Source organism: Neorhizobium sp. T25_27 (genome assembly GCF_002968565.1).
GTDB classification, from domain to species: Bacteria; Pseudomonadota; Alphaproteobacteria; order Rhizobiales; family Rhizobiaceae; genus Neorhizobium; species Neorhizobium tomejilense.
Genome location: NZ_PVBJ01000013.1, coordinates 146,633 through 163,468, shown reverse-complemented (window position 1 = coordinate 163,468; position 16,836 = coordinate 146,633). Strand labels below are relative to the sequence as shown.

At 61.7% G+C, this 16,836-nt stretch carries 12 protein-coding genes; 11 read left to right on the top strand and 1 reads right to left on the bottom strand.

Annotation, left to right across the window (positions count from 1 at the left end):
- The first annotated feature begins 176 nt into the window (after positions 1-176).
- From C5J24_RS27705 to C5J24_RS27680, 6 genes are all read left to right on the top strand, one after another.
- A complete protein-coding gene (locus C5J24_RS27705) occupies positions 177-1,643 on the top strand; it encodes an alpha-glucosidase/alpha-galactosidase (RefSeq protein WP_105422566.1) in 1,467 nt (488 codons plus the stop codon).
- 122 nt (positions 1,644-1,765) lie between these two features.
- Positions 1,766-3,853, top strand: a complete 2,088-nt coding sequence (locus C5J24_RS27700) for an ABC transporter substrate-binding protein (RefSeq protein WP_105422564.1) — start codon at positions 1,766-1,768, stop codon at positions 3,851-3,853.
- A gap of 114 nt (positions 3,854-3,967) precedes the next feature.
- The gene (locus C5J24_RS27695; protein ID WP_105422562.1) at positions 3,968-4,975 is read left to right on the top strand and encodes an ABC transporter permease; all 1,008 of its coding nucleotides are present in this window, start codon (positions 3,968-3,970) and stop codon (positions 4,973-4,975) included.
- Position 4,976: 1 nt separating this feature from the next.
- Positions 4,977-6,125 carry an ABC transporter permease gene (locus C5J24_RS27690; protein ID WP_105422560.1) on the top strand — a complete coding sequence of 383 codons (1,149 nt, stop codon included), beginning with the start codon at positions 4,977-4,979 and terminating at the stop codon, positions 6,123-6,125.
- A gap of 10 nt (positions 6,126-6,135) precedes the next feature.
- Positions 6,136-7,803 carry an ABC transporter ATP-binding protein gene (locus C5J24_RS27685; RefSeq protein WP_105422558.1) on the top strand — a complete coding sequence of 556 codons (1,668 nt, stop codon included), beginning with the start codon at positions 6,136-6,138 and terminating at the stop codon, positions 7,801-7,803.
- 25 nt (positions 7,804-7,828) lie between these two features.
- Entirely contained in the window at positions 7,829-9,199 is a 1,371-nt protein-coding gene (locus C5J24_RS27680) for an alpha-glucosidase/alpha-galactosidase (RefSeq protein ID WP_105422556.1), read from the top strand.
- Positions 9,200-9,344: 145 nt separating this feature from the next.
- Here the strand turns inward: C5J24_RS27680 and C5J24_RS27675 are convergent, their stop codons facing one another.
- Entirely contained in the window at positions 9,345-11,483 is a 2,139-nt protein-coding gene (locus tag C5J24_RS27675; RefSeq protein ID WP_105422554.1) for a TonB-dependent siderophore receptor, read from the bottom strand.
- Positions 11,484-11,794: 311 nt separating this feature from the next.
- Between C5J24_RS27675 and C5J24_RS27670 the strand changes: the two genes are divergently transcribed.
- From C5J24_RS27670 to C5J24_RS27650, 5 genes are read left to right on the top strand one after another with little or no spacing between them, the layout of a single operon-like run.
- Positions 11,795-12,805 carry an iron-siderophore ABC transporter substrate-binding protein gene (locus C5J24_RS27670; RefSeq protein WP_205836980.1) on the top strand — a complete coding sequence of 337 codons (1,011 nt, stop codon included), beginning with the start codon at positions 11,795-11,797 and terminating at the stop codon, positions 12,803-12,805.
- Positions 12,802-13,845: an iron ABC transporter permease gene (locus tag C5J24_RS27665; protein WP_172724167.1), complete on the top strand. Its 1,044-nt coding sequence runs from the start codon at positions 12,802-12,804 to the stop codon at positions 13,843-13,845. The genes C5J24_RS27670 and C5J24_RS27665 overlap by 4 nt, the downstream gene beginning before the upstream one ends.
- The gene (locus C5J24_RS27660; protein WP_105422550.1) at positions 13,842-14,882 is read left to right on the top strand and encodes an iron chelate uptake ABC transporter family permease subunit; all 1,041 of its coding nucleotides are present in this window, start codon (positions 13,842-13,844) and stop codon (positions 14,880-14,882) included. The genes C5J24_RS27665 and C5J24_RS27660 overlap by 4 nt, the downstream gene beginning before the upstream one ends.
- Positions 14,879-15,715: an ABC transporter ATP-binding protein gene (locus C5J24_RS27655; protein WP_105422548.1), complete on the top strand. Its 837-nt coding sequence runs from the start codon at positions 14,879-14,881 to the stop codon at positions 15,713-15,715. Before C5J24_RS27660 ends, C5J24_RS27655 begins: the two co-directional genes overlap by 4 nt.
- Positions 15,712-16,776 carry a DUF2218 domain-containing protein gene (locus C5J24_RS27650; protein ID WP_105422546.1) on the top strand — a complete coding sequence of 355 codons (1,065 nt, stop codon included), beginning with the start codon at positions 15,712-15,714 and terminating at the stop codon, positions 16,774-16,776. The genes C5J24_RS27655 and C5J24_RS27650 overlap by 4 nt, the downstream gene beginning before the upstream one ends.
- The last annotated feature ends 60 nt before the right edge of the window (positions 16,777-16,836 follow it).

Genomic DNA, 16,836 nt, shown 5'->3' with positions numbered 1-16,836 from the left:
CCGCCGAATTTGCGCATAATCTGCCCCCGAGAGAGAGGACACCGCCAGCATCGAGGAGCGGCGGGGAGGGGAATAGGCCGGATTTCTGGCCTTTTTTGCCGCAGTGCGCAAGCCCGGCGGCTATTCTTCTTCCCATCCCCCGGCGCCGGTATTTTCATCGCATCGAGGTTGAAATCATGAGCTTCAAAATCGCTATCATTGGCGCAGGCAGCGTCGGCTTCACGAAAAAGCTGTTCACCGACATCCTGTGCGTTCCGGAATTCAGGGATATCGAATTCGCGCTCACGGACATCAACGAGCATAACCTCCAGATGATCAAGGCGATCCTCGACAAGATCGTCGAATCCAACCGGCTGCCGACCAGGGTGACGGCAACCACCAGCCGTCGCGAGGCGCTGACGAGTGCTCGCTACATCATCAGTTGCGTTCGCGTCGGCGGCCTGGAAGCGTATGCCGACGATATCCGCATCCCGCTGAAATACGGTATCGACCAGTGCGTCGGGGATACGATCTGCGCCGGCGGCATTCTCTACGGCCAGCGCAACATCCCGGTGATCCTCGATTTCTGCAAGGACATCCGCGAGGTCGCCGAACCCGGTGCGAAATTCCTGAACTACGCAAACCCGATGGCGATGAACACTTGGGCTGCGATCGAATACGGGAAGGTCGATACCGTCGGGCTCTGCCATGGCGTCCAGCACGGCGCAGAACAGATCGCCGATGTTCTCGGCGCCAAATCCCGCTCGGATCTCGACTATATCTGCTCGGGCATCAACCATCAGACCTGGTTCATCGATCTGCGCCTCAACGGCCGAAAGATCGGCAAGGACGAACTCGTCGCCGCCTTTGAGGCGCACCCGGTTTTCTCCCAGCAGGAAAAGCTGCGTATCGACGTCCTGAAGCGCTTCGGCGTGTATTCTACGGAGAGCAACGGCCACCTGTCCGAATACCTGCCCTGGTATCGCAAGCGGCCGGAAGAGATCACCAGGTGGATCGACATGTCCGACTGGATCCACGGCGAGACCGGCGGCTACCTCCGGCACTCGACGGAAACCCGCAACTGGTTCGAAACGGAATTCCCGCAGTTCCTCGCCTCGGCCGAAAAGCCGATCGATCCATCCAAGCGCTCGAACGAGCATGCGAGCCATATTCTCGAAGCGCTTGAAACCAACCGCGTCTATCGCGGCCACTTCAACGTCAAGAACAACGGCGTCATCACCAACCTGCCGGCCGACGCGATTATCGAGTCGCCGGGTTTCGTCGACCGCTTCGGTATCAATATGGTCTCCGGCATCACGATCCCGGAAGCCTGTGCCGCGACCTGCATCGCCTCGATCAACGTGCAGCGCATGTCGGTGCACGCAGCCATCAGCGGCGATCTCGACCTCCTGAAGCTGGCGGTCCTGCACGACCCCTTGGTCGGCGCCATCTCAACTCCGGAGGAAGTCTGGCAGATGGTCGATGAGATGGTTGTCGCCCAGGCCGGTTGGTTGCCGCAATATGCCGATGCCATTCCTGCGGCCAAAGAGCGGCTGGCAAAATCGACAGTGAAGACCCGCGACTGGGCCGGGGCGGCGCGCCGCAATGTCCGCTCGATCGACGAGTTGCGCGCCGAAAAGGCGGCGCTCAAGCAGGCTGTCTGAGATTTCGGGAGGACGGGTGGCGATCGGGCTCCGGGAGGGAGCCTGTCGCCGCAAGCCCGCATCCGGATCGTTTGAGGAGAACCGGGGCATTGCAAAGTGCTCCGCAACAGGAGGGAGAAACGATGACAAATTTCCGCAACCTTGGCCGTCTTGCCGGACTGGCGCTGAGCGTCTCGGTCTCGGCTTTGAGCGCCTATGCCTCAGAACCCACTGCTCCGCCCGTTCCGGCGCAGTTCCCGGCGGAAGGCAAGATCAAATACGTGTCCAGGGATTCCATTGAAGAGTTCAAGGCACTGCCCACCTATCATGAGCCCGACTGGGTCACGAAGAAGTTCGTCGCCAGCGGCAAGCTGCCGCCCGTCAAGGACCGCCTGCCCAAGGTGCCGCTTGTCTTCAAGACGGAGAACATGGTGGATGGCCCCGGCGTCTACGGCGATACCCTGCGGCATGTCATCGGCGGTCGGCCTGAAGGCTGGAACTATGGTGCCGGCCAGACCCAGGGATGGGGTGGCATCGATATCGGCCTGTCCGAGTGCCTCACGCGCACCGCGCCGCTCTTCCAGGTTGAAGCCAAGGATACCGAGCCGTTGCCGAACCTTGCCAGGAGCTGGGACTGGTCGGAGGACGGCCATAAGCTGACCATGCATCTGGTCGAAGGCGCGAAATGGTCCGACGGCGTCCCCTTCAATGCGGACGACATCATGTTTTACTGGGAAGACGAGGTCATCGACCCGAATGTCTCGCCGCTCGGCGGCGGCGCATCGCCTGAAGCGTTCGGACAAGGGACAACACTCAAGAGGCTCGATGACCATACCGTCGAATGGACCTTCAAGGAGGCTTTCCCCAAACAATATCTCTATACGATGGCCTATCCGGGCTTCTGCCCGGGCCCGTCGCATATCCTGAAGCCGCAGCATCCGAAATATTCGAAAAACACCTACGATCAGTTCAAGAATGCGTTCCCGCCGGAATTCGCGAACATGCCGGTGATGGGCGGCTGGGTGCCGGTCGAATACCGTCCCGACGACATCATCGTGATGCGCCGCAATCCATACTACTGGAAAGTCGACGAGAAGGGCAATCAACTCCCTTATCTCAACGAACTGCATTACAAGCTGTCGACCTGGGCCGACCGTGACGTGCAGGCCGTCGCCGGATCCGGCGACATTTCAAACCTCGAGCAGCCGGAAAATTTCGTGGCATCGCTGAAGCGCGCCGCTGAGAAGACCGCCCCGGCCCGTCTTGCCTTCGGCCCACGCCTGATTGGCTACAACATGCGCCTGAACCTCTCCGGCAACGGCTGGGGTGAGCCGGACGCACGCGGCCAGGCCGTTCGCGAGCTGAACCGCAACGAGGATTTCCGCAAGGCGATCACCATGGGCCTCGACCGCAAGGCGATCGGCGATTCGCTGGTCAAGGGTCCGTTCACGGCGATCTATCCGGGCGGCCTGTCCTCGGGCACCAGCTTCTACGACCGCAATTCCGTGGTCTATTATCCCTTCGACCTGAATGGCGCCAAGGCACTGCTGGCCAAAGCGGGCCTCAAGGATACCGACGGCGACGGTTTCGTGAATTTCCCCACAGGGACCGCAGGCGGCAAGGATGTCGAGATCGTGCTTCTGGTCAACAACGGCTACGCGACGGACAAGAGCCTCGCGGAAGGCGTCATCGGCCAGATGGAAAAGCTCGGGGTCAAGGTCATCCTCAATGCGCTCGATGGTCCGAAGCGCGACGACGCTCACTATAGCGGCCGTTTCGACTGGCTGATCCAGCGCAACATGCCGGAACTCGCCTCCGTGGTTCAAAACACCGAGCAGCTTGCGCCTGTCGGTCCGCGCACGAGCTGGCACCACCGCGCCGGCAAGGACGGCAAACTCGACCTGATGCCCTACGAAGAAAAGCTGGTGGCTATCGTCACCAAATTCCAGACCAGCCAGGACAACAACCAGCGCGTCGACCTGATGAAGCAGTACCAGAAGGTCGCAACCGAGAATGTCGATACGGTCGGATTGACGGAATATCCGGGTGCGCTGATCATCAACAAGCGCTTCTCGAACGTGCCGGAAGGAACTCCGATCTTCATGTTCAACTGGGCCGAGGACTCCGTCATCCGCGAGCGCCTGTGGGTCGCTGCCGACAAGCAGGGCAAATATGAGCTGTTCCCCGAACAGCTGCCCGGCAAACCGGGCGAAAAGGGCCCGATCAACTAAGAGCTCCCCCTCCCAACCAAGAACTCCGGCCGCGCGTGAAGCGCGGCCGGGCAAGATCAACAAGCCGGCCGCACCGACAGGCGCGACAGGCGGCAAGGAGAAGCGAACCGTCCGATGTTACGATTCCTGCTCGTGCGCATAGCGTCCGCGATTCCCGTCCTGCTCATTCTGAGCATCGTGACCTTCGCGATCATCCAGGCGCCGCCGGGTGACTATGCCGATTACATCCGCTCGCAGCTGATCAACCAGAGCGGCGCGTCCTTCGCACAAGCCGACGAACAGGCTCGGGCCTACCGCATTGCCCACGGCCTCGATCAACCGATGGTCATCCAGTATTTCACCTGGATCAAGGGCATCGTCACACAGGGCGATTTCGGCTACAGCATGTTCTACAACAAACCGGTAGCAGACGTCGTCGGCGAACGCCTGCCGCGCACGCTGCTGCTGGCGCTGGTCTGCCACATCCTTGCCTCTTTGCTCGGCATCGGATTCGGCATCTGGGCGGCAACCCGACAATATTCCTGGATCGACAGCCTGCTCTCCGGCATCTCATTTCTCGGCATGACGGTGCCGCGCTTCCTGATGGCGCTGATCATCGTCTACCTCCTGGTCTTCCAGCTCAACGTTTCTGAAATAGGCAGCTTCTTCTCGCCGCAATATGGCGGGGCACCGTGGTCCTGGGCGAAATTCGTCGACCTCGTCAAACACGTCTGGCCGGTCGTCGCCATCGCCACCTTCGGCGGGCTCGCCTACAACATGCGCGTCATGCGCGGCAATCTGCTCGATACGCTGAACGCCCAGTATGTCGAGACGGCAAAGGCCAAAGGGCTTTCGGGCGGTGCGGTCGTGATGCGTCATGCCGTGCCCAATGCCCTGCATCCACTCGTCATGTATCAGGGCGTCGTGCTTCCCTACATGCTGACCGGCGAGATCGAGACGGCGATCATCTTTTCGCTTCCCACCGTCGGGCCGGCGATTGTCGGCTCGATGGCCGTCGGCGACGTCTATGTGACGGCGACCTTCATGATGGTGCTTTCGGCCACGCTCATTGTCGGCAACATCATCGCCGACATGCTGCTGGCCATGCTGGACCCGCGCGTCCGTGCCTATGGAGGGGCCTGATATGCTCGCCTTCGACTCCTCTTCGCCACGGCCCCACGAGCAGATGTCCCTCGAACAGACGGCCACGAACGCGCCGCGAGGCAATGAAAGCTACACGGCGCTGGTCTGGCGCCGGCTGCGGCGCTCCTGGACCGGAATGATCGGCCTCATCCTCGTCGGATTGTTGCTCGTTATGGCGATCTTTGCGGAGTTCTTCGCGCCGATGGATCCGAAGGCGACGGACGTGGGCTTTGCTCCGCCGCAGATAATGAGCTTCCACGACAAGGACGGCAACATCGTCTTCCAGCCGCGCGTCTATGGACAGACCGAATCCGGGGAGCTCGACCCCGTGACCTTCCAGCCCGTCGTCGGTCCCGACTACGACAACCCGAACCTTCTCGGCTTCTTCGTGGCGGGCGCCGAGTACCGGCTGTTCGGACTGATCCCGACGAACCGCCATTTCTTCGGTTCCACCACCGGCCAGCCGGTGCATTTCCTCGGCACCGACAAGTTCGGCCGCGACGTGCTGTCGCGCGCCATCATCGGCTCGCGGATTTCGCTGACGATCGCGCTCACCGTCGTTTTCATCGTCACGGTGATCGGCACCACGGTCGGCATGGTATCGGGCTATTTCGGCGGTTCCTTCGATACCTGGGTGCAGCGCTTCGTCGAAGTCGTCCTCGCCTTTCCGCAGCTGCCGCTCTATCTGGCACTGACCTCGCTGATCCCGGTGACGGCGCCGACCAATGTTTTCCTCGGCTTCGTTGTCGTCGTGATGTCGGCGCTCGGCTGGGCGCAGATGTCGCGCGAGGTGCGCGGCAAGACGCTGGCGCTGGCCCGCATCGATTATGTTCGGGCGGCCATGGCCGTCGGGGCGAGCGACCGGCGGATCATCTTCCAGCATATCTTTCCGAACGTCATGAGCCACGTGATCGTCGCTGTCACGCTGCATATCCCGAGCGTCGTGCTGCTCGAATCCTTCCTCGGCTTCCTCGGTTTCGCCGTGAAGCCGCCGCTGATCTCCTGGGGACTGATGCTGCAGGACACGGCAAACTACTCCGTGATCGGCACCTATCCCTGGATCCTGGCGCCGGTCGGTTTCGTGCTCATCACAGTTTTTGCGTTCAATGCGCTCGGCGACGGGCTGCGCGACGCAGTCGATCCTTATTGAGGTGGTCCAGATGGCTCTCGCACTTGCCAACAGCTTCGCCCCGCCCATCCGCCTCGACCATGCCGGCCGCACGGAAGAGCCGATCATCGATGCCCGCAACGTCGCCGTGAGCTTCAAGGTCGAGCACGGCACGGTGGAGGCCGTGAAGGATATTTCCTTCCAGCTCTACCGCGGCGAGACGATCGCCATCGTCGGCGAATCCGGATCGGGCAAGTCGGTAACCGCACGCACCGTCATGGGGCTGCTGTCGAAGCGCGCCGTGGTGTCGCCGCAATCGACGGTCGCCTATGAGGGCGCCAATATCCTGAAATTCTCCGAGCGTGAGCGCCGCAAGCTGCGCGGCGATCGTATCTCGATGATCTTCCAGGAGCCGATGAGCTCGCTGAACCCGATCTACACGATCGGCAGCCAGATCATCGAAGCCATCCGCGTGCATCGCCGAATGAGCCGGAAACAGGCTGAGGCCCGCGCGCTTGAACTGCTGAGGCACGTGCAGATTCCTGACCCGGAAGCCCGCCTGCGGCAATATCCGCATCAGCTTTCCGGCGGCCAGCGCCAGCGGGTGATGATCGCCATGGCGCTGTCGAACACTCCGGACGTGCTGATCGCCGACGAGCCGACGACGGCACTCGACGTTACCGTGCAGGCGCAGATCCTCAACCTGATCCGCAACCTTCAGAAGGAATTGCGGATGGCGGTGATCCTGATCACCCACGACCTGACCGTCGTGCGGCAGTTCTCGGATTATGTCTATGTCATGCAGCACGGCGAGATGTGCGAGCACAATACGACCGAAAAGCTCTTCGCCAGTCCGCAGCATGCCTATACCAGGCACCTGCTCGCCTCCGAGCCCCGCGGCCAGGTCAATCCGCTGCCGGAGGGCTGCGACGTCATTCTCGATGCCAAAGGCGTGCGCGTCTCCTTCATGCTGCGCCATGGCACCTTCTTGAAGCCGGAACTGAAGGAGCTTGTTGCGGTCGACAGCCTCGATCTGACGCTTCGCCGCCACGAAACGCTTGGAATCGTCGGCGAGTCCGGTTCGGGCAAGACAACGTTCGGCCAGGCGCTGCTGCGGCTGAACGACACCGACAGCGGCGAGATCTATTTCGACCGGCAGCCGATCCACGGCCGTTCGCGCGTCGAAATGCGGCCGTTGCGCTCGCGCATGCAGGTGGTCTTCCAGGATCCGTTCTCGTCGCTCAATCCGCGCATGACAATCGGCCAGATCATCGAGGAGGGGCTTGTCGTCAACAGGCTCGGGGCGACGAAGGCCGACCGGCTCGACCGCGTGCGCGAGGCGCTCATCGCAGCTGGCATGCCGGGCAACATCCTGTCGCGCTTCCCGCACGAGTTTTCGGGCGGCCAGCGGCAGCGTATCGCCATTGCCCGCGCCATCGCGCTCGAGCCTGAATTCATCCTGCTCGACGAACCGACCTCGGCTCTCGATCTCTCGGTTCAGGCGCAGATCATCGAGCTCTTGCGCAAGCTGCAGGACGAACGCGGCCTCAGCTACCTTTTCATCTCGCACGATCTGAAGGTCGTGCGTGCCCTCTGCCACCGGGTCATCGTCATGCAGCACGGCAAGATCATGGAAGAAGGGCCTGTCGACGAAGTTCTATCCCACCCCAAGACCGCCTACACCGAACGGCTCGTCAAGGCCGCTTTCGAGGTAGCATAATGATTGTCGAATGCCGGAGGTTGTAATGGCACGAAATCCCAGGATCGCATTTATCGGAGCAGGCTCGACCGTTTTCATGAAGAACATCATCGGCGACGTCCTGCAGCGCCCGGCGCTGTCGGGCGCCACCTTCGCCCTGATGGACATCAATCCGCAGCGTCTCGAAGAAAGCGCGATCGTCGTCAACAAGCTGATTTCAACACTCGGCGCCAAGGCGAAGGCCGAGACCTATTCCGACCAGCGCCAGGCGCTGGCGGGTGCGGACTTCGTCGTTGTCGCCTTCCAGATCGGCGGTTACGAACCCTGCACGGTCACCGATTTCGAGATCCCCAAGAAGTTCGGCCTGCGTCAGACGATCGCCGACACGCTCGGCATCGGCGGCATCATGCGCGGCCTGCGCACCGTGCCGCATCTGTGGAAGATCTGTGAGGACATGCTCGCCGTTTGCCCCGAGGCGATCATGCTGCAATACGTCAACCCGATGGCGATCAACATCTGGGCGATTTCGGAGAAATATCCCACGATCAAGCAGGTCGGCCTCTGCCACTCGGTGCAGGGCACGGCAATGGAATTGGCGCATGACCTCGACATTCCCTACGAGGAAATCCGCTACCGCTCGGCCGGCATCAACCACATGGCCTTCTATCTGGAGTTCGAGCATCGCCAGGCGGATGGATCCTACAAGAAGCTCTATCCGGATCTGGTCCGTGCCTACCGCGAAGGTCGCGCGCCCAAGTCCGGCTGGAACCCGCGCTGCCCGAACAAGGTGCGTTACGAGATGCTGACCCGCCTCGGCTATTTCGTCACCGAGAGCTCGGAGCATTTCGCCGAGTACACGCCTTACTTCATCAAGGAAGGCCGCGAGGACCTGATCGAGAAATTCGGCATCCCTCTCGACGAATATCCGAAGCGCTGCATCGAGCAGATCGCCCGTTGGAAGGGGCAGGCGGAAGCCTATCGTTCGGCCGACAAGATCGAGGTCGCGCAGTCGAAGGAGTATGCCTCGTCGATCATCAATTCGGTCTGGACCGGCGAACCCTCCGTCATCTACGGCAACGTGCGCAACAATGGCTGCATCACGTCGCTGCCCGGCAATTGCGCAGTCGAGGTTCCCTGCCTGGTCGACGCGTCGGGTATTCAGCCGACCTTCATCGGCGACCTGCCGCCGCAGCTCACGGCACTGATCCGCACCAACATCAACGTCCAGGAGTTGACGGTTCAGGCATTGATGACCGAGAACCGCGAGCACATCTACCATGCTGCGATGATGGACCCGCACACGGCGGCAGAACTGGATCTCGACCAGATCTGGGCGATGACAGACGAACTGCTCGCCGCTCACGGCGACTGGCTGCCGGCCTGGGCCCGCACCGGCCGCAAGGATCAGGCCGCCTGACCAACTCTCCCGGTCTTGCGCCTCAAGAAGTCTCGCGGCCGTGCCGCGGGACTTCTTGCCCTTCATCCAAAGCGGTCTTGGCTGCAGATCGCCGGTGTACCGAAATGTTGTCCCGACCGGCGAAATTGCGGATGGGACGGGAGGATCACCAGGTCTGGCGCAGCGTTGCATAGATTGCGCGGCCGGGATTGTACCAGTCGGCGCCGAAACCACCATTGGCCACGTGCTTTTCGTCGAACAGATTGCTGACGTTGAGCTGGAACGTCGTGTTTTCCTGGATCTTGTAGGTGAATGCCGCATCGAAAACGACGTTCGGGTCCGACTTCACCGTGTTGGCGTTGTTGACGAAATACGAACTCATGTAGCGCGCGCCGAGCCCAAACGTCATGTCGCCGCGTGGCCCATTCCCCTCCAGCGTGTAGTTGACCCAGGCCGAAGCCGTGTGTTCCGGCACCATGGCAAGACGGTTGCCTTCATTGGCGCCCGCGTTTTTGACGATCTCGGTATCAATATAGGAATAGGCGGCGGTCAGGCTGAGGTTGTCCGTCACCTCAGCCTTGGCTTCGAAGTCCACCCCGCGGGACTTGACCTTGCCAACCGGCGTTGCCACGGGCGGGGCGCCGATGTTGAGTGTGATGTTTTCCTTGGTCAGATCGTAGACCGCGATGCTGAACAACGCCGGAATCTCGGATGGCCGATATTTCACGCCGACCTCCCACTGTTCGCCACGCTCAGGCTCCAGGCCAATCGTGGCCGGGACAGCCGACTCGGCGTAGCTTATATAGGTGGCGATTTCGTCGGTTATCTTATAGCTGAGCGCCGCCCGTTTCGTAAACTCGCTGACATCGGCCCGGGTGATGGGATTGGCTGGAGCAACAGCAAGGTTGTTCGTCTGTTCGAGATCGAGCCAGTCGTTTCGCAGCCCCACTGTCGCGGTCAGTTTTTCCCAGAAGGTTAGTTCTTGTTGAAAATAGATCGCCTTGGTCTTCTGGTCGTTGACCAGGCTCTGATAGAGTGGGACCGAGGAAGGCCGCCCAGTATAGACCGGATTTGTATAGTCGATGTCCGGTGCGTCGCCGTAGTAATTGTTGGTTGTGCCGTGATAATCGTTATATTCGACGCCAAACAGGCTGCGACTGTCCACATTCTCAAAGCTGGCGTCATATTGCAGGTGGGCGTCGATAACGAAGTTTTCGGACGTCGAGTCGTTTGCGAAGAAGTCCCGGTCCACGATTGTCGTGCCGGCCGCCGGTGCTGCCGCTACATAAGCATAGCCGAAATTACTCCTGGTGTTGCTGTATCGCGCGCTTGAGTTGAACGTCAGGCCGGAGCCGAAGTCATGGTCGAACATGACGCTGAGCGTATTGCGGTTCACATCGCGATAATTGTAGTCCGGTTCGCCCAGGAACAGGCTTCGGTCGAAGTCCGAGCCCACAGGGTGCCCGCCGCCTCCGGGTACTCCCTGGCGGTCCAGATGATCATAAACGATGGACAGGCTGGTGTCGCCACTCGGGCGCCAGGTCAGTCCGCCCATAATGAAGTTTTCGTCGTCCTGAGAATAGTCGTATTCTTCCTCGGCTCGTTTGAATTTGCCGGTCAGGCGATAGGACAACGTGTCGTCCTCGGTAATGTTGTCACCGAAGTCGAAGCCCGTTTCGGCGTGGTCGAAGGAGCCGCCCGTGACGTAGGCTTCGCCGAAACGCTCGCTCTTCGGCCGTTTGGTGACAAAGTTTACCGAACCGCCGGGGTCGGAGACGCCAAAGCCAGTTGAGTTGGCGCCTTTGAGCACTTCCACGCGCTCAAAGGCGTAGGCTTCTTCCCGAAGTCCCCCGAACGGCCGGCCGATGAGTAGTCCATCGCGGTACATGTAGGCGTCGAAGCCGCGGATCTTGAAATAGTCGAAGCGGTCGTCGGAGCCGTAGAAGTCGGCGGTGACACCTGCCGTGTATTGCAAGACCTCCTCAACGCTGCTTGCACCACGCTCCTGGATTTCCTTGGATGTGATGACGGAGACGGAGGCGGGCGTGTCCAGAATATCGGTCACCATCTTGCCGCCCCCGGTCGTCTTCGTCGCGACGATCGACTTCGAATCGTTGTCGGTGTCGAGGCCGGTGCCGCTGCCCTGGATGACGATCGGTGCGAGTGTCGTATCGGCGTTTAAATTTTCCTGGCCAAGCACGACGGTCGGCGTGAAGGCGACAAGCGCCGTGCAAGCCAGAAGGGCCGCATTCCGATAGCGGATAAGGGCCGGTCTCGAGCGAGCGCTTGTTCTTTTGTTGTCCATATTCACGTTCCAGAAGTTGATTCGACGAGAGATCGCCGAGACTGATGCCAGGTCTGGGGGAACCATCCCGAATGACATCCCGCGGCCCGCCCGGGAGTGGTCCTCCCGGTCATGCGGCCGCAATGGCTTGGTCTGACATGCCCCGAGACGGCTATTAACTTGAGCATGTTTGTCCAGTATTGTAAATTCTCCGCGCTTTGTAGGATCCCACGGAAATCTCAGTGGTCTTGTCGGTGCAGGTCTGGAGGGTGGTTGACGGGGCTGCCTTAACCTGAAAGTGGAAGTCTACTTAAAGTCTGCGGAGTTTGACGATGCTGCGGTTATTGCTTTCGGCCGTAAAAATGGCGGCGATATGCATTTGGATTGTTACGCTCGGCATCGCCGGGGCAGGCGCCCGGGCGGCCGAAGGAACGACCTATCCCGTCACCATCAAACATGCGTTCGGCACGACGATCATTCCCCAAAAGCCTGCGCGGGTAGCGACCGTCGCCTGGGCAAACCATGAAGTGCCGCTGGCGCTCGGTGTCGTGCCCGTCGGCTTTGCCAGGGCCAATTTCGGCGACGACGACGGCGATGGGGTATTGCCTTGGGTCGCCGAGAGGCTGGCAGCGCTCCATGCCACCAAGCCTGTGCTTTTCGATGAAGGGGACGGCATCGATTTCGAGGCGGTCGCCGCCACCAGGCCCGATGTGATCCTGGCCTCCTATTCCGGCTTGAGCCAATCGGATTACGACACGCTCAGCCAGATCGCCCCGGTCGTCGCCTATCCCGAGGCGCCTTGGTCGACCGACTGGCGTGACATGATCCGCTTGAACAGCGCCGGGATGGGCATGGCCCCGCAAGGCGACGCGTTGATCGCCAGGATCGAAGCCGACATCGCCAAGGTGGTTGGCGGGCATCCCGAGCTCCGGGGTAAATCGGCGATGTTCATTACCCATCTCGATGCGACTGACCTGAGCACCGTCAACTTCTATACGGCGAACGATACCCGGGTGAGGTTCTTCGAGGATCTTGGTTTGAAGTCTCCCAGAAGCGTCGTCGAGGCTTCGAAGTCCGGAAAATTCGCAGGCTCTGTCAGCGCCGAGCGTATCGATGTCTTCGACGACGTCGATATCGTCGTCACCTATGGGAACCAGAAACTGCTCGATGCGCTGGCGGCCAACCCCTTGATGTCCAGAATGCCGGCCGTGGACAAGGGCGCCCTCGTCATGCTGGGCCGCAACCCGATCGGCACGGCGGCAAATCCGACACCGCTTTCGATTTCATGGGTCTTGAAGGACTATGTGGATCTGCTTGCGGAAGCGGCCAGAAAGTCCAAATGACGGCCGGCAACATACGTTCGTTCTCTCGGCCGCTCGTCTCTCGACGCTCGAACCGGACCCGCGGCCTCTGGCTGGCCGGATTGGTCGCGGCCCTTTCCGCCCTCTGTGCGCTCTCGGTCACGGTCGGCACCCGTGAAGTGGCCTGGAGCGATGTCGTGGCGGCGCTCGCGGGGCAGGTCGACAGCATCGGCCAGGCAGCGGTGAGCGTGCGTATCCCGAGGACGGTACTTGCCGTACTTGCCGGAGCCGCGCTCGGACTTGCCGGGGCGATCATGCAAGGCGTGACCCGCAATCCTCTCGCCGATCCGGGCATTCTCGGCGTCAATATGGGTGCGTCGCTGGCCGTCGTGACCGGCGTCGCCTTGTTCGATATGTCCTCCGCGCACGCCTATATCTGGGCCGCGATCCTCGGAGCGGGGTGTTCGGCAGTTTTCGTCTATACGATAGGATCGCTCGGGCGCGGCGGGGCAACCCCGTTGAAGCTGGCGCTGGCGGGAGCCGCAACGTCGGTTGCCTTCTCCTCCATGGTGATCGCCCTGGTGCTGCCGCGCGCCGATATCGCGGGCGGCATCCGCTCCTGGCAGATCGGCGGCGTGAGCGGAGCGACCTTTGAGCGCATTGGCCCGGTGCTGCCGTTTCTCGCCATCGGTTTCGCGGTCAGCCTTCTGTCGGCGCGAAAGCTGAACTCGCTGGCTTTGGGCGACGATGTCGCGGCAGGACTGGGGGAGCGCGTCGCCGTGGCCCGCGCCGTCGCCGCATTCGGCGCCATCTTGCTGTGCGGGGCGACAACGGCAGTTTGCGGCCCGATCGGCTTTCTTGGATTGGTCGTGCCGCATGCCTGCCGTCTGCTGGTCGGGATCGATCACCGGTGGTTGCTGCCGTTTTCCGCGCTTGGCGGCGCTTGCCTGCTGCTGGCGGCAGATGTCGTCGGCCGTATCGTCACCAGGCCAGCCGAGATCGAGGTCGGAATCATCACGGCCCTCGTCGGGGCGCCGTTCTTCATCTGGATCGTCAGACGGCAGCGGGTTCGAGAACTGTGACAGTGTTTTCCCCAACCATTGATCTCATCGCCCAAAATTGCCGCCGCCGAGCGCGCCGGCACGGTCTCTTGACCGTCATTCTGCTGGCTATCGTGGTCACCCTCTTTGCGGTGACCTTGTCGCTCGGCCAGTCCTTCACGCCGCCCGGTGACGTCATGCGCGTCCTGCTCGGGGAGGATGTCGCAGGCGCCACCTTTACAGTCGGCAAGCTGCGGCTGCCGCGCTCAGTCCTTTCGGTCCTCGCCGGACTGGCCTTTGGGCTCGGCGGCGTCACGTTCCAGCTCATGTTGCGCAATCCCCTTGCCAGCCCAGACATCATCGGGATCACCTCGGGCGCAAGTGCTGCGGCCGTGTTCGCCATCGTCGTCCTCTCCTTGAGCGGGCCGATCGTCTCGGTCCTGGCGGTTGGCGCAGGCCTCGGCGTGGCGTTGCTGGTCTACGCCCTGTCATTCCGCAGCGGAGTGGCCGGGACGCGGCTCATCCTCGTCGGCATCGGTATCTCGGCCATGCTGGAAAGCGTCGTCGCCTATATCCTCTCCAGCGCTCCGGCCTGGAACCTGCAGGAGGCCATGCGCTGGCTGACCGGCAGCGTCAACGGCGCGCAGCTCGGCCAGGCGCTTCCGCTTCTTCTGGCACTGGCGACGTTCGGTGGGCTGCTGCTCAGCCGGGCACGCGACCTGGAGGCGCTTCGCCTGGGCGATGACATGGCTGCGGCCCTGGGGGTCAAGGTGGCGAGGACCCGCATGCTGGTGATCGTTGCAGCCGTCGGCATGATTGCATCCGCGACGGCGGTGACGGGGCCGGTTGCCTTTGTGGCTTTCCTGTCAGGGCCGATCGCCTCCCGGGTCGTCGGACGCAACGGATCGTTGCTGATACCGGCGGCGTTGATCGGAGCGATACTTGTGCTGGGCGGCGATTATGTCGGTCAATTCCTTTTGCCTGGCCGTTATCCGGTGGGTGTGGTGACCGGAGCACTGGGGGCGCCCTATCTGATCTACCAGATCGTGCGCGCCAACCGGATGGGAGGTTCGCTATGACCGTTCGTTCCACTCACTCTCTTACCGCCTGCGAGCTTTCGGCCGGATATAACCATGCCGAAATCCTGCACGCGCTCGATCTTGCCATTCCGCCCGGTAGGATTACCGCAATCGTCGGCGCCAATGCCTGCGGCAAGTCCACGCTGTTGCGCACCATGTCGCGGCTCATCTCGCCCAGCCACGGGCATGTGTTGCTGGACGGCAAATCGATCCACCGTATCCCCTCCCGGGAACTGGCTCGAACATTGGGTCTACTTCCTCAGTCGCCGATCGCGCCGGAGGGAATTACCGTCGCAGACCTGGTCAGCCGGGGGCGGCATCCGCATCAAAGCCTGTTTTCGCGCTGGACGCGCAAGGACGACGAAGCCGTCGAGAGCGCGCTCGCGGCGACCAAGACCGTCGAACTTGCCGAACGGCCGGTGGACGAGCTTTCGGGCGGGCAGCGCCAGCGTGTCTGGATCGCCATGGCTCTGGCGCAACAGACGGATGTTCTGCTGCTGGACGAACCGACGACGTTTCTCGACATCAATCACCAGGTCGAAGTTCTCGATCTGCTGACCGATCTCAACCACGCACGGGGAACCACCGTCGTCATGGTCCTCCACGACCTCAATCTCGCGGCGCGCTACGCGGACTACCTCGTCGCGATAGCCGAGGGATCCGTGCATGTCGCAGGCAGTCCCGAGGACGTGCTGACGGAAGAGAACGTGCGGCAGGTCTTCGGGCTCGAGAGCCGCGTCATTACCGACCCGACATCGGGCCGGCCGATCATGCTGCCGATCGGCCGTCATCGGATGGCGGAGGAGCAAGATCTAAAGGAGAATCGGTCATGAATGCAGTTCAGTCGCTCAAATTGTCCGGCGTCGCACTGCCAAGGGATCCCGAACGCATGCTCGACGAAATCTGCGAGCACTTCATCGAGCATGCCGACGTGCAGCGGAGCAAGGACCACGCCCTGCTGAAGAGCAAGAACAGCACGACGAGCATTCGGCTGGCAGGCAGCAAGCTTCTGATCGAACTGGCATGCGAGTCGCAAGCGGCGTTGCAGCTGAATCAGACGATGATTGCAGAGCACCTGTTCTATTTTGCAGGAGAGGATCCTCTTGAATTGACGTGGTCGGAGCATTCGTCCCTCGCGGTGCTGCCGAATATCCACGAGGTGACGGTCGTTTCGGCGGAGGATGTGACCCCTCACATGCGGCGCGTGAAGTTTGCCTGCGCCGATGTCGCGCCGTTCGTCGGCGGCGACATGCACGTTCGCCTTCTGGTCCCCCCGAAGGGCAGGCCGCCGGTATGGCCGGGAATCCGCCAAGACGGCCGCGTCGCATGGCCCGAGGGAGAAGACGAGATTCTGGTTCGCATATACACGATCCGCTCTGTCGACATCGAACGCCGGGAATTGTGGATCGACTTCCTGCAACATCCATCGTCCCCTGTCGCGACACCTGGAGCCGACGTCGCCCGCGACGTGCAGCCCGGAGAAAAGGTAGCGCTTCTCGGGCCCGGCGGCGGCAGTCTGCCGGCAGCACAGTCCATTCTTCTGGTCGGCGACGAAAGCGCTCTTCCCGCCATCGCCCGGATCGCGGCCGAAGTGGCGCCGGGCACCCGGATGCAGGCGATCATCGAAGTGCTGGATGAGGCGGAGGAACAGCGGCTTCCGTCAGCGGGTTGGTTGGATGTCCGCTGGCTGCATCGGCGGAGCTATCCGGCAGGCGCGAAAGGCATTCTCGCCGAGGAAGCCAAGAAGGCGGTCGCCTCCATCGAGGACGGTACCTTCGTCTGGGTCGCCTGCGAAAAGGAGGACGTGCGCTCGATCCGCGCCTTCCTGAAAAGCCGCGGGCACGACAAAAAGATGATGTATGTGGCCTGGTACTGGGAACAACATTCCGCCTGATGCTTTGTTGGGCGGGCAAGCCTTTCGAAAGCCGTCCGGCATGCCGTCGGTGGCCCTCTT